The sequence below is a fragment of the uncultured Roseibium sp. genome (assembly GCF_947499295.1).
In the GTDB taxonomy this organism is placed as follows: Bacteria; Pseudomonadota; Alphaproteobacteria; order Rhizobiales; family Stappiaceae; genus Roseibium.
In genome coordinates, this window is record NZ_CANMNP010000010.1 from 203,712 (window position 1) to 229,424 (window position 25,713).

General features: G+C 53.7%; 19 protein-coding genes, 1 tRNA gene and 1 pseudogene. 7 read left to right on the forward strand and 14 right to left on the reverse strand.

Features of this window, described 5'->3' with window-relative positions; translation table 11 throughout:
* Position 1 precedes the first annotated feature (1 nt).
* Together glmS and glmU are read right to left on the reverse strand one after the other, a co-directional pair.
* Positions 2 to 1,828: a glutamine--fructose-6-phosphate transaminase (isomerizing) gene (gene glmS, locus Q0835_RS16950; RefSeq protein ID WP_298963186.1), complete on the reverse strand. Its 1,827-nt coding sequence runs from the start codon at positions 1,826 to 1,828 to the stop codon at positions 2 to 4.
* A 120-nt stretch (positions 1,829 to 1,948) separates the two neighbouring features.
* The gene (gene glmU / locus Q0835_RS16955; protein WP_298963189.1) at positions 1,949 to 3,304 is read right to left on the reverse strand and encodes a bifunctional UDP-N-acetylglucosamine diphosphorylase/glucosamine-1-phosphate N-acetyltransferase GlmU; all 1,356 of its coding nucleotides are present in this window, start codon (positions 3,302 to 3,304) and stop codon (positions 1,949 to 1,951) included.
* 182 nt (positions 3,305 to 3,486) lie between these two features.
* Here glmU and Q0835_RS16960 point away from each other — a divergent pair, with 182 nt between their 5' ends.
* Positions 3,487 to 4,713 (forward strand): hypothetical protein, encoded by a 1,227-nt coding sequence (locus Q0835_RS16960; protein WP_298963192.1) that lies wholly within the window; start codon positions 3,487 to 3,489, stop codon positions 4,711 to 4,713.
* A gap of 83 nt (positions 4,714 to 4,796) precedes the next feature.
* Here Q0835_RS16960 and Q0835_RS16965 read toward each other — a convergent pair whose 3' ends face one another.
* From Q0835_RS16965 to Q0835_RS16975, 3 genes are all read right to left on the reverse strand, one after another.
* Entirely contained in the window at positions 4,797 to 5,537 is a 741-nt protein-coding gene (locus Q0835_RS16965; RefSeq protein ID WP_298821931.1) for a cytochrome c biogenesis CcdA family protein, read from the reverse strand.
* A gap of 148 nt (positions 5,538 to 5,685) precedes the next feature.
* Positions 5,686 to 6,723: a TAXI family TRAP transporter solute-binding subunit gene (locus Q0835_RS16970; RefSeq protein WP_298963195.1), complete on the reverse strand. Its 1,038-nt coding sequence runs from the start codon at positions 6,721 to 6,723 to the stop codon at positions 5,686 to 5,688.
* A gap of 185 nt (positions 6,724 to 6,908) precedes the next feature.
* Complete coding sequence (locus Q0835_RS16975; RefSeq protein ID WP_152501642.1) at positions 6,909 to 7,202, reverse strand: hypothetical protein; 294 nt, start codon at positions 7,200 to 7,202, stop codon at positions 6,909 to 6,911.
* A gap of 371 nt (positions 7,203 to 7,573) precedes the next feature.
* Here Q0835_RS16975 and Q0835_RS16980 point away from each other — a divergent pair.
* Positions 7,574 to 7,649 (forward strand) — tRNA-Lys (locus Q0835_RS16980).
* A gap of 239 nt (positions 7,650 to 7,888) precedes the next feature.
* Here the strand turns inward: Q0835_RS16980 and Q0835_RS16985 are convergent.
* The 6 genes from Q0835_RS16985 to tpiA form a co-directional block, all read right to left on the reverse strand.
* Positions 7,889 to 11,038: a multidrug efflux RND transporter permease subunit gene (locus tag Q0835_RS16985; protein ID WP_298963198.1), complete on the reverse strand. Its 3,150-nt coding sequence runs from the start codon at positions 11,036 to 11,038 to the stop codon at positions 7,889 to 7,891.
* Complete coding sequence (locus Q0835_RS16990; protein ID WP_298963200.1) at positions 11,039 to 12,202, reverse strand: efflux RND transporter periplasmic adaptor subunit; 1,164 nt, start codon at positions 12,200 to 12,202, stop codon at positions 11,039 to 11,041.
* Between the two features lie 182 nt (positions 12,203 to 12,384).
* Positions 12,385 to 13,218: a VOC family protein gene (locus tag Q0835_RS16995; RefSeq protein WP_298963203.1), complete on the reverse strand. Its 834-nt coding sequence runs from the start codon at positions 13,216 to 13,218 to the stop codon at positions 12,385 to 12,387.
* A 27-nt stretch (positions 13,219 to 13,245) separates the two neighbouring features.
* Complete coding sequence (locus Q0835_RS17000) at positions 13,246 to 14,874, reverse strand: CTP synthase (RefSeq protein WP_298963205.1); 1,629 nt, start codon at positions 14,872 to 14,874, stop codon at positions 13,246 to 13,248.
* A gap of 132 nt (positions 14,875 to 15,006) precedes the next feature.
* On the reverse strand, positions 15,007 to 15,390 hold the full coding sequence (secG, locus tag Q0835_RS17005; protein ID WP_298821936.1) for a preprotein translocase subunit SecG: 384 nt from the start codon (positions 15,388 to 15,390) through the stop codon (positions 15,007 to 15,009).
* Between the two features lie 110 nt (positions 15,391 to 15,500).
* Positions 15,501 to 16,259, reverse strand: coding sequence for a triose-phosphate isomerase (gene tpiA / locus Q0835_RS17010; protein WP_298963209.1), 759 nt, complete (start codon positions 16,257 to 16,259; stop codon positions 15,501 to 15,503).
* Positions 16,260 to 16,485: 226 nt separating this feature from the next.
* Here tpiA and Q0835_RS17015 point away from each other — a divergent pair, with 226 nt between their 5' ends.
* The 5 genes from Q0835_RS17015 to glp are packed head-to-tail and all read left to right on the forward strand — an operon-like array spanning position 16,486 to position 21,965.
* The gene (locus Q0835_RS17015; RefSeq protein WP_298963212.1) at positions 16,486 to 18,384 is read left to right on the forward strand and encodes a peptidylprolyl isomerase; all 1,899 of its coding nucleotides are present in this window, start codon (positions 16,486 to 16,488) and stop codon (positions 18,382 to 18,384) included.
* Positions 18,385 to 18,410: 26 nt separating this feature from the next.
* Positions 18,411 to 19,424 carry an anthranilate phosphoribosyltransferase gene (trpD, locus tag Q0835_RS17020; RefSeq protein WP_298963215.1) on the forward strand — a complete coding sequence of 338 codons (1,014 nt, stop codon included), beginning with the start codon at positions 18,411 to 18,413 and terminating at the stop codon, positions 19,422 to 19,424.
* Complete coding sequence (gene trpC, locus Q0835_RS17025; RefSeq protein ID WP_298963217.1) at positions 19,425 to 20,240, forward strand: indole-3-glycerol phosphate synthase TrpC; 816 nt, start codon at positions 19,425 to 19,427, stop codon at positions 20,238 to 20,240. It abuts the gene before it with no gap.
* A 7-nt stretch (positions 20,241 to 20,247) separates the two neighbouring features.
* Positions 20,248 to 20,760 carry a cyclic pyranopterin monophosphate synthase MoaC gene (gene moaC, locus Q0835_RS17030; protein ID WP_298963220.1) on the forward strand — a complete coding sequence of 171 codons (513 nt, stop codon included), beginning with the start codon at positions 20,248 to 20,250 and terminating at the stop codon, positions 20,758 to 20,760.
* Positions 20,760 to 21,965 carry a gephyrin-like molybdotransferase Glp gene (gene glp, locus Q0835_RS17035; RefSeq protein WP_298963223.1) on the forward strand — a complete coding sequence of 402 codons (1,206 nt, stop codon included), beginning with the start codon at positions 20,760 to 20,762 and terminating at the stop codon, positions 21,963 to 21,965. Before moaC ends, glp begins: the two co-directional genes overlap by 1 nt.
* Positions 21,966 to 21,974: 9 nt before the next feature.
* Here glp and Q0835_RS17040 read toward each other — a convergent pair whose 3' ends face one another.
* From Q0835_RS17040 to Q0835_RS17050, 3 genes and pseudogenes are all read right to left on the reverse strand, one after another.
* Positions 21,975 to 23,309 carry an HlyD family type I secretion periplasmic adaptor subunit gene (locus tag Q0835_RS17040; RefSeq protein ID WP_298963226.1) on the reverse strand — a complete coding sequence of 445 codons (1,335 nt, stop codon included), beginning with the start codon at positions 23,307 to 23,309 and terminating at the stop codon, positions 21,975 to 21,977.
* Between the two features lie 3 nt (positions 23,310 to 23,312).
* On the reverse strand, positions 23,313 to 25,007 hold the full coding sequence (locus Q0835_RS17045; protein WP_366142353.1) for a type I secretion system permease/ATPase: 1,695 nt from the start codon (positions 25,005 to 25,007) through the stop codon (positions 23,313 to 23,315).
* 364 nt (positions 25,008 to 25,371) lie between these two features.
* A pseudogene (locus Q0835_RS17050) lies at positions 25,372 to 25,713 on the reverse strand (carbon monoxide dehydrogenase); the annotation flags it as partial.

Genomic DNA, 25,713 nt, shown 5'->3' on the forward strand with positions numbered 1-25,713 from the left:
GCTATTCCACGGTCACAGATTTTGCGAGGTTTCGAGGTTGGTCGACATCCGTACCCATGAAAACCGCGGTGTGATAGGCAATTAGCTGAACAGGCAAGGCATAAATGATTGGTGCAACAATATCCGACATATCCGGAAGGACTACAGTGTTCTGCGCCGCGTTCCCGCATTCCCGTGCGCCGCGTTGGTCTGTAAGAAGCACAATATTGCCGCCCCGCGCGGCAACTTCCTGCATGTTGGAGACCGTTTTCTCGTAAATTCCGTCATAAGGAGCAATGACGAAGACAGGCATATTCTCGTCGATCAACGCGATCGGTCCATGCTTCAATTCACCTGCCGCGTAGCCTTCAGCGTGGATATACGAAAGCTCCTTGAGTTTGAGCGCGCCTTCCAGCGCAAGAGGGAAATTTGTGGCCCGGCCGAGATAGAGCGCGTTGTTGGCTTTCGACAGAGGTTGCGAGAGCTTTTCAATATCGGCTTCCAAACCAAGCGCCTTCAGTGCCAGGCTTGGCACCTCCGTCAGTTCAGCAACAAGTGAACGTTCACGTTCGGCTGAAAGCACCCCTCGCTCACGGCCAGCCTGAAGTGCGAGCGCGGCAAGAACTGCAAGTTGGCAGGTGAAGGCCTTTGTCGACGCCACGCCAATTTCCGGACCTGCGATTGTCGGGAAAACTATGTCAGCTTCACGCGCGATCGTGCTTTCAGGAACATTGACGATTGCACCGATTGCGGCCCCGTGCTCTTTGCAATAACGCAGCGATGCCAACGTATCGGCCGTTTCACCGGATTGCGAGATGAAGAGCGCCGTATCCATCGCACCAACGGGCGTTTCCCGGTATCGAAACTCACTCGCGATATCGATTTCGACTGGAAGACGTGCGTATTTCTCAAACCAGTATTTGGCAACAAGTCCAGCCAGATATGCGGTCCCGCAAGCCGTAACAATAAGCCTGGAAAGATCCTTGAAATTGAGTGCTTGCGAACCGTCAACTTTCGCCGCGTTTGCGGAATAATCAAAGTACCGAGACAATGTGTGACCAAGCACTTCTGGCTGTTCGTGAATTTCCTTAGCCATAAAATGCTTGTAATTGCCCTTTTCCATAAGACTAGACGTCACTGAAGACCTGGCTTCAGGGCGAACAACTTTATGATTGTCCTGGTCATAAATCTCGGCACCGGAACGGGTCACAACCGCCCAGTCACCCTCTTCCAGATAGGTGATGCGATCTGTGAAGGGTGAAAGCGCAATCGCGTCAGACCCTAAAAACATTTCCCCATCACCATGGCCAATGGCCAATGGCGATCCTTTGCGCGCGCCAATCATAAGGTCCCCTTCATCTTCAAAAAGAAGTGCGAGGGCAAAGGCTCCCTTCAATCTTGGCAGCACGCCAGCAACGGCGTCTTGGGGAGACAGTCCTTTCGCCATTGCAATATTGATAAGGTGGGCGACGACTTCCGTGTCGGTTTCAGTATCCAGAATGGCTCCGGCGCTAACTATTTCGTCCCGCAAGTCAAGATAGTTTTCAATAATGCCATTGTGCACAACGGTGACAGAACCTGCCTGATGGGGATGAGCATTTGAGACGGTTGGCGCTCCATGTGTTGCCCAACGCGTGTGCCCTATCCCGGACGTACCAGAAAGAGGCGCGTTTTCGAGAGAGCTTTCCAAATTGCGCAGCTTTCCTTCTGCACGGCGCCGCACGATCTTGCCATCGACCAGCGTCGCCACACCGGCAGAATCATAGCCGCGATATTCAAGCCTTTTCAGGGAATCAATGATCCTGGGAGCAGCTTCAATATTACCCAAAACGCCGACAATGCCACACATGAAGAATGCCTTAAAAACCTGATTTGTCTGATCGCATTGCTTTAGACGACAGAGCCTTGGGGACTGAAATCAAACCCTGTTTCAGAACGTGACAAGATTTTGCCCAAAGCCTGGAAAACGTCAGGCTTTTGAGTCCTTCTCAGCCTGCAATTTTTCTCGAAGCTTCTTCGCTCGTCCGGTCTTCTCGATTTGCTTCGACCGTCCAAAGACAAGCGAATCTCTCGAAACATCGTTGGTGATCACGCTTCCAGCCGACACAAAAGCTCCGTTACCGAGTTTGATTGGTGCAACAAGTGTTGAGTTGGATCCGACAAAACTGCCAGCACCAACTTCGGTTCTGTGTTTGAGGTAACCATCGTAGTTACACGTTATTGTACCAGCGCCTATATTTGACTTTGATCCGACACTGGCATCCCCGATGTAACTGAGGTGATTTGCCTTTGCGCCGGAACCGAATGTTGCGTTCTTCACTTCAACAAAATTTCCGACACGCGTATCTGATCCAAGCACAGCTCCGGGACGCAGGCGAGCATAGGGCCCGACAATGCTGTCAGCTCCCACGGTGGCACCTTCCAGATGACTGAATGCCCTGATTTTCGCGCCTTTCGCCACTTTTACACCGGCGGCAAAAACGACATTCTGTTCCACCGTGACCCCAGGTTCGAGGTTCGTGTCGTGTGAAAAGAACACTGTGTGTGGCGCAACGAGCGTGCACCCCTTTTCGAGCGCGTCCATGCGCATTCTCTTCTGAAAGTCGGCTTCGCAAGATGCTAGTTGAAGACGCGTGTTGATCCCTTGTGTTTCTGTTTCTGAACCAGTCACCGCCACAACTTTCAAACCGCGCGCGTTTGCAACTTCAACCGCGTCTGTGAGGTAAAACTCGTTTTTTGCATTTTCGTTTCCGATAGCTTCCATCAGAGCCAAGGCATGCTGACCTGCAAAACCCATTATGCCTGAGTTACATACCGTGATCTTTCGCTCTTCCTCACTCGCGTCCTTTTCCTCGCGAATGGCAGTCAACTGCCCGTCTTTGATGAGCAAACGGCCATATCCAAATGGATTTGCAGACCTGAAGCCGAGAACGGCGACATCTGCGCCTGATTGCAGAGCCTGACGGACTTTCATGATCGTCGAAGCTGTCACCAGTGGTGTGTCGCCGAATACGACCACTACATCGTCGGCCTCGATCTCCAATGCAGGCTTTGCCGATAAGGCAGCATGTGCCGTTCCAAGCCTGTCATGTTGAACATAACAACGCGCTGTCGGCGCAAGTCGGTAAACGAGCTCCTCAAGCTGCGGCATGTCAGGGCCGGTGACCACCGAAATTCTGTCCGAGCCGGCTTGTTTCAACACCTTCAAGACATGTCCAACCATCGGCAGGCCGCCGATCTCATGCATCACTTTTGGCAGATCGGACTTCATGCGTGTACCAAGGCCGGCGGCAAGGACAATTGAAAGGCAGCTGCGCGTTGTCATGGAAGTTCCATTTTCGAAAGCATGTGTCGATCAGGTGGAATCGGTCTTTATATGCCCCGATCCACAGAACATTGAAAGATCTGACTTAAGCCCCATTTCCGTTTGCCGTCCGTTAACCATAATTAGCACCTGATACGCTATCTTCTGTGAGATTCGATATTCGCGATCGGGAAACCGGGTAATTGGCAAAGCCTCAGGAACAAAAAACACTCAGGGATACCATCCGTGAAACCTTCACGCCTTCTCGTGTTGGGCTGCTTTCCTGGGCTTTTATTGCGGTTATCATGGGAACAATTGGAGTTGCGTCCTACCAATTCGGTGGCGACACTCCAAATCGTTCTTCGGGTTCACTGGTAACTTCCGGCCTGGTTTTGCCGCCCGCGGGTGATATCGAGACGACTGCGTCGACCCCTGCAACTGGACGCATCCCCGTCGAAATCCTGCAAGTACCGCACAACAGACTGGATTTTGATGCGGTCAATCTGAACCAAAGCCAGATTGAAGTTCTTCAACGCGAAATTGTCGGGCTGCGCCGAAGGCTCAGTGCATTGACCGAACAGAATGTGGCCTATTCTCGCCGAATAGCGGCTCTGGAGAAGCAGGTGGCGGTCGCAAAGCTGTCGGACGCAGCAAACCCAATAACCCGAGGTGACGTAAGCATTGAACCCGCACCGGGTGTGGTGATTACCAGAGCGAAACCTGACCAGCAAAACTCAATTGCGTCCCAGACAGCGGCCGCAGACAATCCGAGTGTCACCCAACAAACAAATACCGGAATAGAAATGTTGGCCGGGAACAAACGGGACGCTACACAGAAAAACGTCCCGCCGCGTAGAATCGCCATCTACACCCCAAAAGGCAACACGCCCGGCGAATTTGTCACAGATGAAGCAAACCAGGAACCTGTACGAATCGTGCAATTGCCTCGGGTCGGCCCTGACCCAATCGTGACGGGTTCAATACCAGCGCAAACCGTTGACACACTGCCGGAGCAAACAGCGCCTCCGGCTGAGCCATTCGACGCAAACCCGACCCAAACTCGAGCCAAACCCGCGGTCATATCTCCCTCCAGTGCAGCGGGACGGTTGCGTGGAGGTGGAGAAAATCAGATCAAACGCAGTGATTTTGGGGCCGTGATCGGTCACTACAGAAACATCGCTTCTGCTGCCAAGGCCTGGGCCGATTTCAAGGAACAGAACGAAGAACGCATGCGTGATCTTCGCCCGCTTCTCATGAACAGGCAAGGCACTGAGGGTGGTATCGCCCTTCTCGTCGGACCTTTTGGAAATGCTGCCGATGCAGCTGTTGCCTGCCTGCATCTGCTGGACGTGACCAGCCTGTGCCACCCTGCCCTTTATGCAGGCGAACCCTTGATTGCTGCGGCTGAATTCAGGGACACCGCATTCTAAAGACTGCAGGTGTGCTTTGTGCTTCGGCAAGCACCGGTTTCGGTTTGACGGCTCCGCTAACTCAGTTCCAATGCTTTGCCTTGCTATCCAATGTACTGGAACGCTGGAAATGTCTCCAGCAGCCAATATGAGAATACGGCCATTTGCCCGGTCAAAAACAGCACCCCGGTCAAAACAAGCACACCACCCATGGTTTTTTCCACCGCCCCCATGTGCTTGCGGAAACGTTTCATGAAATTCAGGAACGGACCCGCGAAAAGGGCTGCAATCAGAAACGGAACGCCCAGCCCGACCGCATAAGCACTCAGCAGAAGCGCACCTTGACCGACGGTATCCTCAGTGCCTGCCACAAACAGGATCGCAGCAAGGATCGGACCGACACACGGCGTCCAGCCAAATCCGAAAGCAAGGCCGATGACATAAGCGCCCAACGGGCCTGCGGGCTTCCTGTCGACGTGGACTCGCGCTTCTCGATAAAGAAGACCTATTCGAAACACCCCGAGAAAGTGGAGACCCATGATGATGATCGCAACGCCAGCGATGTACCCGAGATAGTCAAGATAGGCCCGGATGAACTGGCCAAGAAAACTTGCCGTTGCACCGAGCAAGACAAAGACGGTTGAGAACCCCAGCACGAAAATCAAAGCACTGAAGAATACGCGGCGGGTAGCAGCATGCTTGTCGTCGTCCTCGCCTGTGAGTTCTTCAAGCGAAACGCCAGCAAGAAAACCGAGATAAGGAGGCACCAGAGGCAGCACGCATGGAGAGACGAATGACAGGACACCTGCCAATGCGGCGCCAACAATTGTCACATCCTGGATCATCTAAATTTCCGGCTTAGTTTGGATTGAGGTCCGACCGTAGCCGGGTTGTTGTCTACAAACCTGTTTAACTGCACTGACGGCTTGCAAAAAGACAAAAGCCGCTCACCTTTTAGCGAGGTGCCTCATCTCAGTCAGCCGATGTCAATTCTCAAGGCAATAAGCCCTGTTCCTGAAAAAAGCGCAATGCGCCAGGATGTAGCGGTGCTGCTGCGCCAAAGTCAGTCATATCGCCAGAACTCAAGGTACCAAGTGCCGGGTGCAACTCCTTGAATCCTTCAAAGTTCTCGTAAACCGCCTTCACAAGAGTTCCGACGATTTCATCTGGCATCTTTGCCGATGTCATAAAGGTCGCAACAACGCCGAACGATTCGATCGCAGTGTCATTGCCATAGGTATCAGCAGGTATGTCGGCCCTTCTGTAATATGGAGACTGTTGAAGGATCGCATCGACTGCAGAACTCTCAATACCGAGCAGCCTGACGCCGCATTGCTGCTGCGTTTCTTCAATCAACGCTGCCGGATGACCGATAAGTACGAAATATGCATCGATGGTGTCAGAGCAGAGCGCGTCGGCCAATTGGGATGTCTTCAGGTTTGAAAGATTACCTTGGTCTTCATCTGTCCAACCGATCCTGCGAATAATGGCAGACCAGGAAGCTGCGGAACCGGATCCGCTGCTTCCGACATTGATCCGGGCGCCCTTTAGATCATCGAACTTCTCGTACCCTGAACTTCGCTTCACAACGACAGTGGCGACTTCCGGATGCAGCGAGAAAACGGTCCGGAGATCATCGAAAGGTACCGATGACGCGAAGATGGAACTCCCGTGATAGGCGTGGTGTGCCCAATCCGATTGAACGTAGCCAAAATCAAGGTTCCCTTCCCTCAACTGATCAATGTTGGAGATAGACCCAAGCGTGGTTTCAGCCGAGCACCTGACACCATGATCATGTCGGTCCAGATTGACAATCCTGCAAGTCGCTCCACCAGAAGGGTAGTAGACCCCGGTTACTCCGGCCGTACCGATCGTGACGAAATACTGATCGTCGCTCAAGGCGGAGCTAGTGGCCGTGCTTAAAGCAAGCGCGAGTGTAACAACGGCAAGACAAGATGACCGGAATCCCGTTCCTGACCCAGATTTTGAAGAAATAAAAAAAATAAACCCATCTCCTCGACATGCTCGCACCGTATTGCCGGGCAACGAATACCAAATCAAAAGATTTCTGACCAGTTCACCTTGCCTGGTTCCGCTGGACAGAAGCAGTTTGTGACAGACAACAAAAAAGGCGCTCAAGCGCCTTTTTGAACTCAGACTTCTGCCTGAATGAACATGCTCCGGCCCCCAACCCAAGGCCGGTCATATCCACACGTCTAGTTTGCCTTCCCTCCGTTTATGACTTCGAACAGCTGTCCTTCCAGGGTCTCCTGATCGGCACCGTCCCTCAAACCCTGGCGCCACTGATCAAGTATCAGTCTCAAACCCAGCGTCTCACGGCTATGTGGAAGATCACCCACGAAGGATGCGAAAAACGCATCCAGCTGTTGCCTGTCTATCAAGCCCTGATCAATCAGTCCGTGAATGAGGGTCATCGTTGCCGCGATGTGCCCTTTCACGAAATCGAACTCCACCGAGCTCGTGTGTGTGTCCATCGTTGTTGATTGCATGTAACCTCTCAAGTGCCCAAAGACGTTACCCTACAAAGCTTTATTGCGCCACCTGACAGTTTTTGCAGGAGAATGATCATTATTTTCTTAAATTTGAATCTATTTGATTAGCATTTAAAATGTATTTGAAATGAATAGCTGTATATTCAATTTTTCATCGCTACTAATCGATTTTTTTATTTGAATTTTCTTTCACGCTTGAGTTCTCATGAGCGTTTATTCAGCGTTCAAACAGCATTCGTTATGTTTTTTTCGAGGCTGTTGAAAAAATCGAAATTGCCTCTTGCAATGTCCTCTTTGTCGGCCTAAACACACGCCACCAACGCGGTGGCGACCATAGCAAACCGTGTTGTTGCACCGGAAATTGGTGAGAGCCGATAGCTCAGCTGGTAGAGCAACTGACTTTTAATCAGTAGGTCCAGGGTTCGAACCCCTGTCGGCTCACCAATATTTCCAAAGGCTTAGCGATCCATCCAAAATCTTGAGCGAGATTTAGCTGCGTGGCGATTGAACGCTGACGCGATGCCTTTTGCGGTTTGTTGAACGCAAATGAAAAAGAGCCGACCCTTTAAGAAGCGCCGGCCCTCACCACTCTCAATAACCCTTAAGAACCGACCCATTTGCTAGGTCATTTCCAGGTATTGGCTGCTTAAGACTTCGATAAGCAAGAAAGCTGAAATTCGGCCCTAACCGGCCGGGTTTTCTTTCTGAATGTGCGTTTCGCCACCTAAAAGGCCTTTCACCTTCTCGCGGAGCGTCTGAAGGCTCACATAAAGAATTGGGATCAGGAGAACACCAATCGAGGTTGCGAACAGCATGCCTCCGAATACGGCAAAGCCAATAGCTTTCTGACTGGCTGCACCGGCGCTCGAAGCTGTCATCAACGGTACAACGCCCAGCAGGAATGACAATGCGGTCATCATGACGGCGCGGAAACGCAAGTGCGCTGCTTCAACAGCCGCGTCGCGAATACCTTTGCCGCTGTCACGCTGTTCCATAGCAAACTCGACAATCAGAATCGCGTTCTTGGCCCCCATGCCCACGAGCATGATCATTCCGATCTGTGTATAGAGATTGACATCCCCCCCCGTCACAAAAACCGCAACCAGGGCACCCAGAATTGCAAACGAAACAGACATCAAAATAGCGACCGGCATGGTCCAGCTCTCGTACTGAGCAACCAGGAACAAATAGGTGAAAAGCACCGACAACATGAGAATGAACATCACGATGTTGCCCGACCCCAGCTGCTGAAGTGCAGTGCCCGTCCACTCGTAGGTATACCCGGGCGGCAAGGCTTCCTGTGCGGCTGTCTGTACCTCGTTGATGACGACGCCCGTCGATGCACCGGGGGCCGGGTCAGCCATTACGGCAGCCGAGCGGAACATATTGTATCGTGTCAGGATCTGCGGTCCGAGGACGTTCTCAGTGGTCAGGATGCTGCGCATTGGCACCATCGTTCCATCGTCGGTGCGGACATAGAGAGCGCCAATGTCTTCAACACGATCCCGAAACTGTCCCTCAGCCTGAATCATAACCTTGTAAACACGGCCGAATATGTTGAAATCGTTGATATAGTAGGAGCCAAGATAGGCCTGCAAGGTCGTAAAGACATCGGAGACGTTGACCCCGAGGGTCTTGGCCTTCTGCCGGTCCAGGTCAACAAACACCTGAGGAACGTTCGCCCTGAAGGTCGAATAGGCACGTGCGATCTCTGCACTTTGGTTGGCAGAGTAGACCATGGAGCCCACTGCTGACGCGAGATCCTGCGGAGTTCCGTCCGCTGTCTGTTGCAGCATCAATTGGACGCCACCTGTTGTGCCAAGGCCGGGAATTGGCGGCGGGTTGAAGGCAATGATATTTGCGCCCGGGATTGTTGAAAACTCCGCCCAGAACTTTCCAAGGATCGCATCGATCTTGAGGTCCGGCTGCTGGCGGTCTTCCCAATTGCTCATTGTTGCAATCACAAGCGCCGCATTCGAAGAAGTGGCACCGTTCAGAATAGAAAACCCGTTCACAATAACAACGTTCTCAACACCAGGGGTGTTTGAAGTCAGCTCGACAACACGCTCTGTGACGCTCTCGGTCCTCTGGAGCGAGGCACCGTCAGGCAACTGCACGTCGACCATGAGATAACCCTGGTCCTCGGAAGGCAGAAAGCCCTGAGGCAAAGTCCCACCGAGTGTCACAATCACAGCTATGACACCGGCAACAATTGCAACGCCGACAAATGCAACGCGTACAAGTCTGCGCACGACTGCGGTATAGCCATCCCTGATCGATGTAATGCCGCGATCAAACATTCCCATGATGCCGCGCGGCGGGCCAGAACGCGCTTTTAGGATTAGGCCGCAAAGCGCTGGAGACAGGGTCAAGGCGTTGATTGAGGAGATCACCACCGACACGGAAATCGTCACCGCAAACTGCGAATAGAGCCGCCCAGTAATGCCCGGCATGAAGATTGTCGGCACAAAAACAGCAAGCAGAACCAAAGTGGTGGCTATCACCGGACTGGTGATCTGTTCCATGGCTTTCGCAGTTGCTTCTTTGGGCGGCAATCCTTCATCTGCAATGATGCGTTCCACGTTCTCAACAACGACGATCGCATCATCGACCACGATACCAATCGCTAGGACGAGAGCAAAAAGCGAAATGGTATTGAGTGACATGCCGAGTGCAAGCAGGACAGCAAACGTTCCGATCAACGAGACCGGGATGGCGACGGTGGGAATGATCGTGGCCCGCCAATTGCCAAGGAACACAAACACGACCGAGACAACCAGCAGAAAGGTCAGGAAGAGCGTTGCAATCACGTCATCCAGCGATGCCTGAACAAAGTCGGTAGTGTTGAACGGCACGCCATAGGCCATGTCGGGAGGAAACGTCTCCGACAGGCTGTCCAGACGTTTCAAGACATCCTCGGCCACCTGCAAGGCGTTTGCGCCTGGGGCCTGGTAGATCGCTAGGACGGTTGACGGCTGTCCGTTGAATTCGCCGGATGCATTATAAAACTGCGCACCGAGCTCGACCCGGGCGACATCACCAATCGTGACTGTGGCCCCATCACTTCCGGTTCGAAGTACAATCTCTTCAAACTCTTCGGGTGTCGACAACCGGCCCTTGGCTTTGATTGTGTACTGAAACTGTTGTCCATCAGGGACCGGCGGTGCCCCGATCTGGCCCGCGGCAACCTGAATGTTCTGATCACGAACCGCGTTGATAAAGTCCGTCGGAGTCATTCCAAGACTTGTCAGCTTATCCGGATCGAGCCAGATCCGCATGCCGTAAGCGAAATCGGTCATGACATCGGCGCGGCCAACACCCTGAACGCGCGCGAGCGCATCCTTCAGGTTGATCGAGGCATAGTTCGACAGAAAAACTTCGTCATAGGTGCCTTTCGGCGAATAAAGCGTGACAACCAGAAGCATGTTGGTGCTGGCCTTTTGGACCGTCACGCCATTGGCGGTGACTTCACTCGGCAGCTGGCTGGTCGCCTGGCTCACACGGTTCTGGGTATTGACCGTCGCAATGTCAGGATCCGTTCCGACATTAAATGTCACGTTCAAAGAATAGTTGCCGCTGTCATTGCTCGTCGACTGCATGTAGATCATGTCGTCGACGCCATTGACCTGCCCCTCAATCGGAGCAGCTACTGTTTCTTCCAGAACTTCAGCGTTCGCTCCGGTATAAGTTGCAGATACGTTGACGACAGGCGGCGTAATATTTGGAAACTGCTCAACAGGAAGCGCCAGGTAACCCAGGATCCCTGCGATCGTAATCACAATAGAAATAACCAGCGCAAATTTTGGCCGGTAGATGAAAAATTTTGAAAACATTTAGCTTTGCTCCGCCGGCTTGGCTGCAAGATCGGGGGTTACTTCGACACCAGGCCTGACTTTCTGCAAGCCTTCGATAATAACCTCATCGCCTTCCGCCAGTCCTTTGGTCACCACAAAATTCGTTTCGATTTGCTGTCCGAGCTCGACATATTTTTGCTCGACCTTCTTGTCGGAGGTAACCGCGAGCGCAAAAGCTCCCTGCTGGTCGCGCTGAATGGCAGCTTGCGGGACAACAAGCGCGGTTTCAGTTTTGGGAGCCTCCAGCACAACGGTGACATAGGTACCCGCCAACAGGCGCACATCCTTGTTTTGGAATTGGCCTCTAAAGGATATTGTGCCCGTGGTTGGATCTACCTGATTGTCGATATAGACAATTTTGCCCTTCTCTCCGTATGCCTCCCCATTCGGGAGAATCAGATTGATGTCGGGTGACTCTTCCGGACTGATGTCTGCCGGTTTGATGCCATGTGTTTTCACCGCGTCCAGATACTGCGTTTCTGAAACCGAGAAATTTACATAGACAGGCGCAAGCCGGATAAGCTTTGCGAGCGGCTGTGTGCTCGGACCAACGACTTCCCCAACGCTGTAGGTCGATTTACCGATTTGGCCGGGAAACGGTGCAGACACATCGGTATAGCTCAGGTTGAGTTCAGCCTGCTGAAGAGCGGATTGAGCAGCCTCGACAGAAGCTTCGGCCTGCTGCTTTTGCGCGAGTGTTGCCTCATAAGCGGCTTCAGAGACGTGTCCTTTTTCCAGCAAATCCTTGTCGCGCTTTTCATCGGCCGCCTTCAGGGCCGAATCAGCCTTTGCGCTCGCGACATCAGCTTTTGCCTTTGTCAGTTCTGCTTCATATTGCGCTTTTTCGATCGTGAAAAGCAGATCGTCCTGTTTCACAACGGAACCGTCCGGGACAGCTTTGTCCTCCAGAAATCCACTGACCCGTGCAATCAGATCCACCTGGTCGACAGCTTCGATTTGTCCGACAAATCGCGCACTATCGCGAACATCCTGTGACGTGACCTTTGCAACAGTCACCGCGGGCGGCGGTGGCGCGGATGCTTCCGTCTGTTGAGAGCTGTCCGAGCAAGCAGCCAGAAATACGGCAGATACTCCGGCAATTACAATTGAACGGTGAAAAGAGGAAAAGTGAAAAATGGACATTCATGAAGCTCCGCTGTCAGACCCTTGAGGCCGAGGCGCACGATTGAACTTCACTATAAAAGGACTTGTTGATTCAACAAGAGATTATTCTGCCCGCACCTGACCGGGCGGGCGACAAAATAAGTTACTTTTTCAACTCTGAGAACTGCGCATGTGCGCTACTGACAAGACATCAAGAGGCTTTACGTGCGTTCTTTGGCCGGAGTGAGGACGATAGTGAGACCGAAAAGTTCGTTGGCAGGAACGATCCTGGTCGTGTTTAAGCCTTCACATTCGATTTCCAAAGCCGCCAGAATCGGCAGATCACCCGCAACGGCGTTTGCAGCGGCCTCTCCAAGAAGCGATCTGTAGCCTGCTGGGCTAAGCACGAATACCTTTCCACGAGGCGTTTCGAGTTCCAGTCCAAGACTGGTGGCCCGCATCTCACGCTGTCCTGTGAAAGCCCCCAGAAATTCATGGTGATCCGACGGATCTTCGGCAAGCATATAGACGGTTTGCACTGCCCTCGCACCATTTGAATGGGTCTGAAAATCGGGTTTCCAGAAATTCTCGGGGTACTTGTTGAAACACGTAAAATAACCGATCTGCGGAGAGAGCGGATTATTCAAAATCGTCAAATCGAAGGCAACAGATGTCGTGGATCCATCTCTCAGATGCGCTGTCCGTTCAAAGGAAAACGGTTCATAGACGTCCAGCCCGGACTTCAAAAACGCCTCACGGTCTTCAGAAGCACCTTTGCTTTCCAGGACCAGCATGCTGGCCCCTTCCCCGCACGCCAAAAAGTCCCGATTGAAAGCGCCGAAGGAAAACTGTTTTCCGGCAGGCTCCGCAATGAGGTTCGCGTCAGCCACACTTAATAGCTCGATAAAAAAGCCATCAAACTGAATCAGTCGATTTGCTGTTCCCCAAGGGTGTCTGTTCTCAGGTGTTACCGTGAAGCCAAGCTCGGAATAAGCGCGACCGGCCGCATCTAGATCCTTTACTGCGACGACGACGTGATCAAGACCGCGCACCATGGCCATTCCTTCAGGTTTAACGCTCAATCAGACCAAACGGCTTTGCTGCATAGCTGCACCAACAAACGATGCAAAAAGCGGATGAGGTTCGAAAGGTCGAGACTTGAGTTCCGGATGATATTGCACGCCGATGAACCAAGGATGCTCAGCGATCTCAACGGTCTCCGGAAGCACACCATCTGGGGATGTCCCGGCAAAAATCAAACCGCAGTCCTCAAGGCGTTCGCGGTAGCCGATATTGACCTCATACCGATGGCGGTGCCGCTCTGAAATAGCGGTCGTTTCATAAATCTCGGCAATTTTCGACCCTGCTTTCAAAGCAGCCGGATAAGCACCAAGACGCATCGTACCGCCAAGGTCACCGTCCGCAACACGGGTTTCTTTTTCATTGCCCTTGGTCCACTCCGTCATCAAACCAACGACGGGTTCCTTTGCGGGTCCGAATTCAGTGGAATTGGCGTTTTTGATACCGGCAAGATTGCGGGCGGCTTCCAATACGGCCATCTGCATCCCGAAACAGATCCCGAAATAAGGAATGTTTCGCGTCCGGGCGTAGTTTGCAGCCGCTATCTTACCTTCAGCGCCGCGCTCACCGAAACCACCGGGAACCAGAATGCCATGGACGCCTTCCAGATAAGGACTTGGGTCCTCTTTCTCGAATATCTCCGATTCGATCCATTCGAGTTCCACTTTGACGCGATTGGCTATTCCGCCGTGAACAAGAGCCTCGATCAGAGACTTGTAGGCGTCTTTCAACACGGTGTATTTGCCAACGATCGCTATTTTGACCTCGCCCTCGGGGTTTGCGACGGCCTCAGAGATACTTTCCCAACGATCAAGCACAGGAGCTGGGGCGCCTTTCAAGCCAAAGGCTGCCAGCACTTCGTTGTCCAGGCCTTCCGTGTGATACGCAATCGGAACATCATAGATCGACTTCACGTCATAGGCAGGAATGACCGCGCTTTCACGGACATTACAGAACAGGGAGAGCTTGCGCTTTTCTGTCTCTGGAATGGGACGATCACAGCGAATCATCAAGATATCGGGCTGAATGCCGATTGACCGCAATTCTTTCACAGAGTGTTGCGTCGGCTTGGTTTTCATTTCACCAGCACTCGGGATGTAAGGCATCAAAGTGAGGTGGACATAAACAACATCGCCGCGAGGAAGGTCGTTACCGAGTTGTCGGATTGCTTCAAAGAACGGCAATCCCTCGATGTCTCCAACGGTGCCGCCGATTTCGACCAGAACGAAATCGTAGTCTTCATTGCCGGTTAAGACGAAGTTTTTTATGGCATCGGTGACATGCGGGATCACCTGTACCGTGCCGCCCAGATAGTCGCCGCGGCGTTCCTTGGCAATTATGTCCTGATATATTCGCCCCGTGGTGATGTTGTCCTGCTGATTGGCAGGACGCCCGGTAAAGCGTTCATAGTGACCGAGATCGAGATCCGTCTCCGCCCCGTCATCGGTCACGAAGCACTCGCCGTGCTGGTACGGGCTCATCGTACCGGGGTCAACATTGAGATAAGGGTCGAGTTTACGAAGACGTACCTTGTACCCGCGGGCCTGGAGCAATGCGCCCAGTGCCGCCGATGCAAGACCTTTTCCAAGCGAGGAAACCACGCCGCCAGTGATGAAGATGTATCGCGCCATGGATCAATACCATATCCTTGCCGAGGGCGGTTTGGCCACTCGGGAGTTGCGTTCTTAACACATAAAAATGCCCTGCGAGATCAGCCGCAGGGCACTTGTTGGACGAAAGGCCGATGAGCCTTCAGAACCGCTTTATTGCGCGGTCGGCACCTGTGGGCCTGATGGTGGGCTTAGGCCTTGAAGATCATCAAGAATACCGCCTGACCCATTTTGGGTGTCCCCATCTTGAGCAGCTGGTGCGCCATCGATCGTGGCCGGAGCGGCATCGAGAATGGACGCCGGGCTGTCTTCGTTTTTTGCAATCAGGCTAAGCGTCAGGGACGTTGCGAAAAATGCCACCGCAAGGATCGCAGTCGCTCTGGTCAATATGTTTGCCGTGCCGCGGCTTGACATCAAGCCGCCACCACCGCCGCCGCCGCCAATACCAAGTGCACCACCTTCAGAGCGCTGAAGGAGGACAACAAGCACCAGGGCCAGCACGACCATAAGGTGTATTACGATGACTACGGTTTCCATCGAATGCCATTCTGTATTGATTTCAAGTTTGGCGGCCTTCTACACCAGACCGCGGTTGCTTTCTACCCTTCAATTGCGTCTTGAACACAGAAGCTTCAAGACCCTAGTGATCAGGAATAGGCGGCCAGGATGCCCAACAAGTCATCGGCTTTGAGGCTTGCGCCCCCTACCAGTGCTCCATTCACATTGTCGACAGACATGAGTTCTCTTGCGTTTGCCGGTTTGACCGAACCGCCGTAAAGCAGACGCATCCTCTGTCCTTCGTTTCCCAGCCGTCCTTCCAAATTGACCCGCATAGCCTTGTGCATTTCTTCCACATCCGCGGCGGTCGGGGTCAACCCGGTACCGATCGCCCAGACCGGTTCATAGGCAACGACAGTGTTTTCAGCCGTCGCACCATCCGGGATCGATGCATTAAGCTGGCCTTCAACTATCGAAACCGCGTTTCCGGCTTTTCGCTCCGTCTCAGTCTCTCCCACGCATATGATTGCGATCAAACCGGCACGCCAGGCCGCCTGTGCCTTGGCATTTACGATTGCATCGGTCTCGCCATGATCAGTGCGGCGCTCAGAATGTCCGACAATCACGGCGCTCGCACCTGCATCGGCCAGCATTTCAGCAGAAGTGTCGCCGGTATGAGCGCCTGAGGCAGCAGTGTGACAATCCTGTCCGCCGATTGCGAGCGGTCCCTTACCGGCTTTCTCAGCCAACAGGGCTGTGAGCGTCGACGGGGCGCAAATCATCGCGTCAACGGTGTCGGCGACCTCGTCGGAGATGCCAACCACCAGCTTATAGAACTCGGCCTGACTGGCCTTCAGGCCATTCATTTTCCAGTTTCCCGCCACCAGCGGCTTGATCGCAGCGCTCATAGTGTTTTGCTCCCACGGCATGTCAAGAATTTGCCGCCTATAGAGCAGAAGCTTCCCAATGTTGCAATCCGCACCTGCCCGTCAAAATCAAATCTGCGTTGAAGTTAGGCCACACCGCCTTGCGGCGGCGACATGACCTCATTATGATCCGCCCGCTCCGGCTGAAGCCGGTCCCATAATCAGCCTGCTGTTCGGCTGCTGGAATGACAAGAATACGGGAGACGTCATGCTCGACGCGCTGCGCAAGGGCGCTGGCACATGGATTGCCAAAATATTCATCGCCTTGCTGATCTTTAGCTTCGCCATCTGGGGTGTCACTGACTTCCTGCAGGGCTTCGGCCAAAACACTGCGGCAAGAGTTGGTGACACGGAAGTCTCCCTCCTCGATTTCGATCGCACATACCGTCAGGATCTCAACCGTTTCGGTCAACAGCTTGGCCGTCCGCTGACACCGAGCGAAGGAGCTGCACTCGGCATTCCGCAGCAGTCTCTCGGACGGCTTGTTGCCGAAGCTGCCATGAACAATGCAGCGAACGAATTGAAATTGAGCGTATCAGACGAACGTCTTGCGACCATCATTCAGTCCGATCCGGCATTCCAAAGCTCAAGCGGACGTTATGATCGCACACGCCTGCAACAGGTGCTTCAAAGCAACGGGTATACAGAAGACGAATATGTCGTCCAACGCCGTCACATTGCTGAACGCAGTCAGCTCGCCGAAGGCATCGCCGGAAGCATGAAGGCGCCTGTTGCCTATCTTGAGGCTTTGAACGCTTATCAGAGCGAAAGCCGCAACGCCGAGTATCTTTTGATTACCGCCGACTATATCGGCGAGATTGAAGATCCTGCCGACGGGGATCTCTCGACCTACTTTGAAGACACCAAGGCAAATTTCAAAGCACCTGAATATCGCGAAATCAAAGTGCTTGAGTTGACGCCCGGGGCGCTTTCCAGACCAGGCGACATTGTCGAAGAAGATGCCCTTGCAGAGTATGAGCGCCGGAAAGAAGACTTTTCGCAACCTGAACGCCGACGGGTCCGACAAATGTCGTTCCCTTCTCAGGAAGCAGCTGAAGAAGCAGCGGCAGAACTGCAGGGCGGCAAGACCTTTGACGATCTCATGACTGAGCGCAATCTGACGAGCAATGACGTTTCCCTCGGTGTAATGGCAAGAGCGGATTTTCTGGATGACACGCTGGGAGATGCTGCCTTTTCACTTGCAGAAGGAGAAACGAGTGGCGCTGTCGACGGTCGATTCTCGACAGTTGTCCTGAATGTTGAAGAAATTCTGCCGGAAGACGTGCAGCCCTTCGAGGAGGTGCGTGACACAATCGTAACGGAGCTGGCAGCGGAACAGGCCGAACGCGAAATACTTGATCTGCTTGATGAAATCGAGGATGCCCGTGCAGGCGGCGCCCTTCTTGACGAAGTCGGAGAGCGCTTCTCACTTCAGGTGAAATCCCCTGAAGCTTTCGATGCCAGTGGCCTGTCAATGTCGGGTTCAGCGGTTGAATTGACTGAAGCTGACGGCCTCGTGTCCGGTGTATTCGACAGTGACATCGGCATTGAAAATGATGTTATCCAGCTCGGAAACCAGGGTTTCCTTTGGTACGAGGTCACAAAAGTGATCCCGTCGCGCGACAGAACCCTTGACGAGGTCCGCGACGATGCCATCGCCAGCTGGAAACAGGATGAGATGGCAAAGCGGCTTGGTGAAGCTGCCGAAGCGTCTCTGGCAAAAGCTGAAAGTGGAACACCGCTCGCGAATCTTGGCACGGAAATGGAGCTTGAGGTCAAAACGGCCGAAGATCTGAAACGAAACAACCCGTTGGGGGATCTGGGGCAGGAAGCAATCACGGCTGTTTTCAATGGACCAGAAGGAAACGTTGCAACCACAGCTGCCGCGGATGGCAATAGCCGTGTCGTCCTGAAGGTCACTGCAACGTCTCGTCCGGAGCTTGAGGCCGATTCACCGGAAGCCGCGGCGATTGGCTCTCAACTGTCGCAGCAGATCCAGGAAACGCTGTTAGGTCAGTTCATCTCCGATCAGGAAAGAAAGTCAGGCGTTGAGATCAACAATGCCGGTATTTCCCAGGTGATCGGACTGACACAGCAGCAGCACTGACATTCGGCACTGGCGGATTTGACGACATGACCAATTTCAAGGACATCATCGCAAGCGTGGCCGACGGCGAAACCTTGAGCCCAAAAGACGCTCGCGAGGCCTTTGAAGTCATCCTCTCCGGATCCGCCACACCTTCCCAGCTGGGCGGGTTTCTGATGGCTCTGCGCGTACGCGGTGAAAGCATCGCCGAAGTTACGGGCGCTGTTGCAACAATGCGTGCCAAAATGCTTCCTGTCGATGCGCCAGACGATGCCATAGATATCGTCGGTACAGGCGGCGACAGTTCCGGAAGTTACAATATCTCAACTTGCACAGCGATTGTCGTCGCTGGTTGCGGCGTGCCGGTTGCCAAGCACGGAAACCGATCCCTTTCCTCCAAGTCCGGTGCCGCTGAAGCGCTTTCAGAGCTCGGTGTGAATATCGACATCGCACCTGAAAAGATTTCAGAGTGCATTCACAAGGCAGGAATTGGCTTCATGTTCGCGCCGCTTCATCATGCAGCGATGAAACATGTTGGCCCTACCCGCATGGAGCTTGGAACCAGAACGATCTTCAACCTTCTCGGTCCCTTGTCGAACCCGGCAGGTGTCAATCGGCAGATGGTCGGTGTGTTCGCACACAAGTGGGTTGAACCTGTAGCGCAATCCTTGAACGAACTGGGTTCGGAAAGGGCATGGGTCGTTCATGGTTCCGACGGGATGGATGAAATCACCACCACCGGCAAGACATTTGTCAGTGAACTCAAGGATGGAAGTGTCCGGTCTTTTGAAATTTCACCGGAAGATGCAGGCTTGCCTATTTCAAGGATGGAAGATCTCAAGGGAGGGCTACCAGCCGAAAACGCCAAGGCTCTGCGTCAGGTGCTGTCAGGTGCCGAAAACGCTTATCGCGACATTGTTCTTTTCAACGCTGCCGCGTCCTTGATGGTTGCTGACAAGGTCGACAATCTCAAAACGGGTGTCGAAATGGCAGCAGAATCCATCGACAGCGGCACAGCAGCCGACACTCTTGAAAAGCTGGTTGCCGCTTCAAACGGGTAAATGATGGCCGATATCCTGCAAAAAATTGAAGCCTACAAGCGCGAAGAAATCGCAGCTGCCAAGGCGCGTGTCTCTCTTGCCGATCTTAAGGCACACTGTGCTGACAACGACGGCCCCAGAGGATTTTTGAAGGCTATCGAGGCCAAGCATTCAGTTGGCGACTACGCCCTGATTGCAGAGATAAAGAAGGCCAGTCCCTCCAAGGGCCCCATCCGGGCGGACTTTGACCCGCCTGCACTTGCAAAAGCATATGAAGATGGCGGAGCAGCCTGTCTTTCGGTCCTGACTGACACGCCGTCTTTTCAGGGAAAACCTGAGTTTTTGACTGCAGCACGCTCGGCTGTTTCCCTGCCTGCATTGCGCAAGGACTTTTTATACGACACCTACCAGGTCTACGAAGCCCGCGCCTGGGGTGGTGATTGTATTCTTGTCATTCTGGCGTCAGTCGATGACGATACCGCAAAAGCACTCGAGGACACCGCATTCGAACTTGGCATGGATGTTCTTCTGGAAGTGCATAATGCCGAGGAAATGGAACGCGCGCTTAAACTCACTTCCCGTCTGGTCGGTATCAACAACAGAAACCTCAAGACCTTCGAGACGAAACTTGAGACCAGTGAAGTTTTGGCACCTCAGGTCCCGGACGACCGGATCGTGGTTGGCGAATCCGGATTGTTCACTCCTGATGATCTCGCCCGTATGAACAAGGTTTCAATTTCAACGTTCCTGATTGGCGAAAGCCTGATGCGCCAGAATGACGTAAGCAAAGCGACAAAAGACCTCCTGCAACATCCACCCATGTCAAAAGCGGTTTAGTCCGGCCATGAGCAGTCACGATCCGAAACTGACGCACCTTGACGAGGCCGGTGCAGCCAACATGGTGGATGTTTCGACCAAGGAAAGTACCCATAGAATCGCTATAGCGCGTGGGAGCGTGACCATGCGCGCCGATACGCTTGCGCTCATTCGGTCTGGCAATGCCAAAAAAGGTGACGTGATTGGGACTGCTCGCGTCGCCGGGATCATGGCGGCGAAAAAGACCCACGAGCTCGTGCCGCTTTGTCATCCCCTGATGTTATCGAAGGTCGCCGTAGATATCGAAGTCGATGAGGAATTGCCCGGTCTTATTGTAACAGCGACAACAAAGGTCAGCGGACAAACCGGCGTCGAGATGGAAGCCCTGACTGCATGCTCGGTCACCTGCCTGACCATTTACGACATGGCCAAAGCCGTCGACCGGGGAATGGTTATCGGCGACATCAAACTGGTGGAAAAGGCCGGTGGCAAGTCAAGTCATTGGACGCTGGATAAAGATGGCAGCGAAGGTGGCACCTGATGAGCCTCATGCCGGTCTCAGAGGCCCTTGAAAACCTGCTTGAAGGTGTTGAACCAAGAGAGACTGTTCAGGCACCACTCGACAAGGCAAATGGTCGTTTTCTTGCCGAACCACTTACATCCACGCGCAATCAGCCCCCTTTTGCCGCTTCCGCCATGGATGGATACGCCATCCGTCACAGCGACCTCACCGGCGACACAACCGTCCTAGAGGTGATCGGAGAAGCCCCCGCCGGACACGGCTTTGCGGGCAAGGTGCAGAACGGCCAGGCTGTGCGGATTTTTACCGGCGCTCCGGTTCCTGACGGAACCGACACCATTCTTATTCAGGAAAACGCGGAAAGAACAGGCGACAGCATCACTGTGCTTGAACAACCACAGAAGGCTGCATTTGTTCGGCCGGCAGGCCTCGATTTTTCGAAGGGCGAGATCTTGTTGTCTCCTCCTTTGAGCCTCACATACCGGCATCTTGCGCTCGCAGCGGCGATGAACCACGAAAAGGTGCCTGTCATCCGCAAACCCGTCGTTGCGATACTGGCAACAGGCGACGAACTGGTTCGCCCGGGCCAGGACCCCGGTCCGGATCAGATCATCGCTTCCAATCACGCTGGCATCGCTGCTCTGGTTGAAGACTGCGGCGGTCTACCGCTGGATCTCGGCATTTCGCGCGACGATCCGATTGAACTCGCAACACATGTGCACAAGGCACTCGATGCCAAAGCCGACATTCTCGTCACACTGGGCGGGGCATCGGTCGGGGATCATGACCTGGTGCAGGATGTTCTTGGCCAGGAAGGCATGGACCTTGCCTTTTGGCGCATTGCCATGCGTCCCGGAAAACCATTGATGGCCGGGCGTCTCGGCAAAACCAAAGTCCTCGGATTGCCTGGCAATCCCGTTTCAAGCCTGGTGTGTGGTCTTTTGTTCCTGAAACCTTTGCTGAAGGCAATGCTCGGCCAGAGACCGGATCAAGCAAGACCGCAACACGCAATACTTGGCGCAGACCTTCCAGAGAACGACCGAAGGCAGGATTATGTACGCGCAGCCTTGAAAGAGGATGACAATGGCCGCCAGGTTGTTACGCCTTTTGCCAAGCAGGACAGCTCTATGTTGAACCTGCTGGCAATGTCAGGCGCATTGATAATCCGGCCACCACATGCTCCTGGCGAGAAAGCCGGAACAACGGTTCCGATCCTGATACTCTGAAGCGCCGGATTAGCGTTCCCTCATTGCGTGAGCAATCTGATCCGTAATCGGCTTCACCAGATAGCTCAACACTGTCCGATCCCCGGTTTGCAGGAAGGTCTCGACCGGCATGCCCGGTACCAGCGTCTGGGTGCCGAGTTTTTGCAGTTCCTTGTCGTCGATCACCATCCGTGCAACGTAGTAGCTGTTGCCGGTGCGTTCATCTTCCGTCAGGTCGGCAGACACGGTCAGAAGCTCGGCATTCAGTTCCGGCGTGGTTCTCTGGTCAAAGCTCGGGAACCGAACTCTTGCACTTTGTCCAGGGGCCATCTGGTCAATATCAACCGGGCGAACCTGTGCTTCAACGAGCAATTGATCTCCTCTCGGCACGATCTGCATGACGGTTTCGCCCGGCGCGATCACGCCGCCGATTGTATGAACAGACAGCTGGTGCACGAAACCGTTGATCGGCGCCAGGATTGCAACGCGGGTCAGTTCATCTTCTGCCGCGATCTTCTGTTCTTCCAGCTGCGCTATGCGCGAACGGACTTCCTGAAGCTGCTCCAGAACCTCGGCGCGATACGATTCCTCGATCTGCAGGATCTGGATGCGGCGCTCGCTTATGGACTCCTTCGTCCTTGCGATTTGCGCGATCAGGTCTCCATATTCGCCTGCTAGACGGGCCTTTTCCCTTCGAAGCGCTGTCACCCGGCTTTTCGAGACAAGTTGCTTGTTCAAGAGACCATCCAAATCTCCCAATTCCTCATCGATCAGCTCAATTTCCGAATCCTTGGCCGTAACCTGGGCTTCCAACCCCTGGGTTTGCTTGTTGAATTGCCGGATCTGCTCTTCAAGCTGGTTTTTGCGGCCTTCCTTGGAATTCTGCCTGGCTTGCAGCAGCAGCTGCTGTCCACGCTCAATATCGCCGATTTTGTCCTTGCGTTCCTCAGGCCAGTCGATTGTGGTTTGATCGTCGCGCTCAGCCTCAAGGCGCAACTCCTGTGCAGTCAATTCCGTCAGCTGTTTGGTGATCACTGCCAGATTGGCGCGGGTAACGGTGTCGTCCAGCCTGAGAAGAAGTTCGCCGGCCTCGACCAAGTCGCCATCCTTGACCGTAATCTGATGGACGATCCCACCCTCACGGTGCTGGACTTGCTTGGAATTGCTCTCAACAACTATGGTCCCCGAGGAAACAACCGCTCCGGATATTTCAGTAAAGGTGGCCCAGGCTCCGATGCCGCCCACCACGAAGATCGCAACGAACAAGGCAAACAACAAATGATTGCGGACAGTCTTGCGCAACATGTCGTCCGCGTTGCTTGTTTGGGCGTGTCCGGTTGTTTGATTGATTTTCTGCTTAGCCATTGATCACCGTCCCGGAGCCATTCCGGTCTGCACGCGCGGAACCGGTTGAACAACTTGTTTAAGTACGTCTTCCTTAGGGCCGAATCCGACCATCTTGCCTTCCTTGAGACACAGGATCTTGTCGACTGTTGCGATGGCGCTCGGACGGTGCGCGATGACAACAACAATCGAGCCCTTGTCACGCATCGCCTTGATGGCGTTGGTCAGGGCGCCCTCACCCTCAGCGTCAAGATTTGAATTCGGCTCGTCCAGCACCACAAGGAAGGGATTTCCGTAAAGTGCCCTGGCAAGCGCAATGCGCTGTCTCTGCCCGGCAGAAAGCAAACGTCCGCTGCGACCGATAACGGTATTATAGCCATCAGGCAGGCTCACGATCAGATCGTGCACGTCGGCCAGTTTGGCTGCCTCGATTATCTTCTCAGAAGAAGCCTCTGCATTGAAGCGCGCGATGTTTTCCGCAATCGTTCCGTCAAAAAGCTGAAGATCTTGAGGCAAATAGCCGATGAAATCGCCTCGCTTCGCACTCGGCCATTGGCCGAGTTCCGATCCGTCAAAGCGAACAACACCCTTGAGGGATGGTGTCGCACCTACGAGAGCGCGTGCAAATGTCGATTTGCCTGAGCCCGAAGGTCCAATGATCCCCAGGCCGTCACCTGCGGACAGTTCAAGCGAAATATTCTGAACAAACGGCATGGCTTCACCAAACGGGCCGCAGAAGACTTGTTCAGCCTTGAGCTTTTGTGTCGGGATCGGCAAATCCATCTTTTCTGGTTCGTCATCTGCAATCAGCAATACTTCGCGCAGACGTTTCAGCGCTTGCCTGCTTGCGACGAAACCACGCCATTGAGCAACCGCCTGCTCAATCGGCGACAACGCGCGAGATGTCATGATTGACGCCGCAATCATAACGCCCGGAGTGATTTCCTGCTGAATCGCAAGCCAGGCGCCGACGCCCAAAATCGCAGACTGCAGAACAAATCTGATTGTCTTGATCGCCGTACCAAAAACACCTGTACGATCTGCAGCGCGGCGCTGAGTCGAGAGATATTCGTTGTTCTGGTCATCCCACTTCGATGTCAGGGCGCTCTGCATCCCCATCGCCGTCACGACTTCGGAATTCCGCTGACCTATTTCAACTTCAGCCGAACGCTTGCCGGCCTGACCGGCCGCGTCCTCAGATGGGCCACGTGACATGAGCTCATTCAAGCCAATCAAAATGGTGATGATCAGCGCACCGGCAGCTCCGACAATACCCAGAAGCGGGTGAAAGAGAAAAACGATCCCCAGATACAATGGCAACCAGGGAATGTCGAAAATCGCAGCCGGACCTGGACCGGACAGAAACTGCCGAACGGTATCCAGATCCTGAACGGGGCGAAGTTTGGCCGCCTTTTTTCCTAGTCTCACCGGAAGTGAATTGGAAACTCTGTAGACAATCCCGCTCAAGCGCGCATCGACACGTTGGCCAAGACGCGACAGAATTCGGCTTCGAACGCCCTCCAAGAGGCCATAAAAGAGGTAGAGCACGATGGCCAGAACACCGATCACCACAAGCGTCGGAACGGAGCCACTCGCCAGAACACGGTCATAAACCTGAAGCATGAACACCGGTCCGGTGAGCATCAGGATGTTTATGACGAAGCTGACAATCGCAACTCCCCAAAAGGCCGATCTGACGGGACGAAATGCTTTTGTCACCGGATTGTCCCGGCCAACTATCGCTTTCGCGTTGCTCTGTTTTGCACCCACCATTTAGCCCTCGGAAACGTTGCCTTTGATCGGGAATTCACATTCAAGCATCGATATGGCCCACCTTGCCGGCAAAACATGCAAGGCGGGATGTAACCATTACCGGATTGCTAGAATCTATAGCCCTCTTGAGTCGAATTATTCCTCAACAATATTGGCATCCGGATGGCACGATAAAGGTGTTCCATATCACACAATGTTTGTCGGCTCCGCAAATAAAACGAAGTTAACTTTCTCTAAAAATTTAAATATTTGTAACTAGGCCCGACTGTATTAAAGCCGGGCCTAAGCATTTATTCCAACTTCTATTCGTTCACTGCGCTGCATTCACGGCGCGTTTTGCCATGACTGTTACGAGGTTTGCTCTGTAGTTTGCGGATCCGTGGAGGTCTGAGAGCATATCTGCAGGCGCGGGGGCAATTCCTGCGACAGCGTCCGGTGACCAGTTGCCGGCCAGAGCCGCTTCCATGTCGCTCATCCGGAAGACGCCGTTCTGCCCGGCGCCTGTCACGGCCACCGTCACCGACCCGTCTGCGCCCTTGGCGACAAACACGCCCGCCATGGCATAGCGCGAGGCAGGGTTCGGATATTTGGCATAAGCCGACTTTGCCGCCAGCGGGAAGGCCACCGACACAACCACCTCATCTTCATCAAG

Excerpts from the sequence above, each read along its gene's own strand:
- glmS (WP_298963186.1), bottom strand. The coding sequence starts at position 1,828 with ATGTGTGGCATTGTCGGCGTTTTGGGTAATATTGAAGCTGCTCCCAGG.
- glmU (WP_298963189.1), bottom strand. The coding sequence starts at position 3,304 with ATGACAACGCGCAGCTGCCTTTCAATTGTCCTTGCCGCCGGCCTTGGT.
- Q0835_RS16965 (WP_298821931.1), bottom strand. The coding sequence starts at position 5,537 with ATGATCCAGGATGTGACAATTGTTGGCGCCGCATTGGCAGGTGTCCTG.
- Q0835_RS16975 (WP_152501642.1), bottom strand. The coding sequence starts at position 7,202 with ATGCAATCAACAACGATGGACACACACACGAGCTCGGTGGAGTTCGAT.
- Q0835_RS16985 (WP_298963198.1), bottom strand. The coding sequence starts at position 11,038 with ATGTTTTCAAAATTTTTCATCTACCGGCCAAAATTTGCGCTGGTTATT.
- Q0835_RS16990 (WP_298963200.1), bottom strand. The coding sequence starts at position 12,202 with ATGTCCATTTTTCACTTTTCCTCTTTTCACCGTTCAATTGTAATTGCC.
- Q0835_RS16995 (WP_298963203.1), bottom strand. The coding sequence starts at position 13,218 with ATGGTGCGCGGTCTTGATCACGTCGTCGTCGCAGTAAAGGATCTAGAT.
- Q0835_RS17000 (WP_298963205.1), bottom strand. The coding sequence starts at position 14,874 with ATGGCGCGATACATCTTCATCACTGGCGGCGTGGTTTCCTCGCTTGGA.
- secG (WP_298821936.1), bottom strand. The coding sequence starts at position 15,390 with ATGGAAACCGTAGTCATCGTAATACACCTTATGGTCGTGCTGGCCCTG.
- tpiA (WP_298963209.1), bottom strand. The coding sequence starts at position 16,259 with ATGAGCGCTGCGATCAAGCCGCTGGTGGCGGGAAACTGGAAAATGAAT.
- Q0835_RS17015 (WP_298963212.1), top strand. The coding sequence starts at position 16,486 with ATGCTCGACGCGCTGCGCAAGGGCGCTGGCACATGGATTGCCAAAATA.
- trpD (WP_298963215.1), top strand. The coding sequence starts at position 18,411 with ATGACCAATTTCAAGGACATCATCGCAAGCGTGGCCGACGGCGAAACC.
- trpC (WP_298963217.1), top strand. The coding sequence starts at position 19,425 with ATGATGGCCGATATCCTGCAAAAAATTGAAGCCTACAAGCGCGAAGAA.
- moaC (WP_298963220.1), top strand. The coding sequence starts at position 20,248 with ATGAGCAGTCACGATCCGAAACTGACGCACCTTGACGAGGCCGGTGCA.
- glp (WP_298963223.1), top strand. The coding sequence starts at position 20,760 with ATGAGCCTCATGCCGGTCTCAGAGGCCCTTGAAAACCTGCTTGAAGGT.
- Q0835_RS17040 (WP_298963226.1), bottom strand. The coding sequence starts at position 23,309 with ATGGCTAAGCAGAAAATCAATCAAACAACCGGACACGCCCAAACAAGC.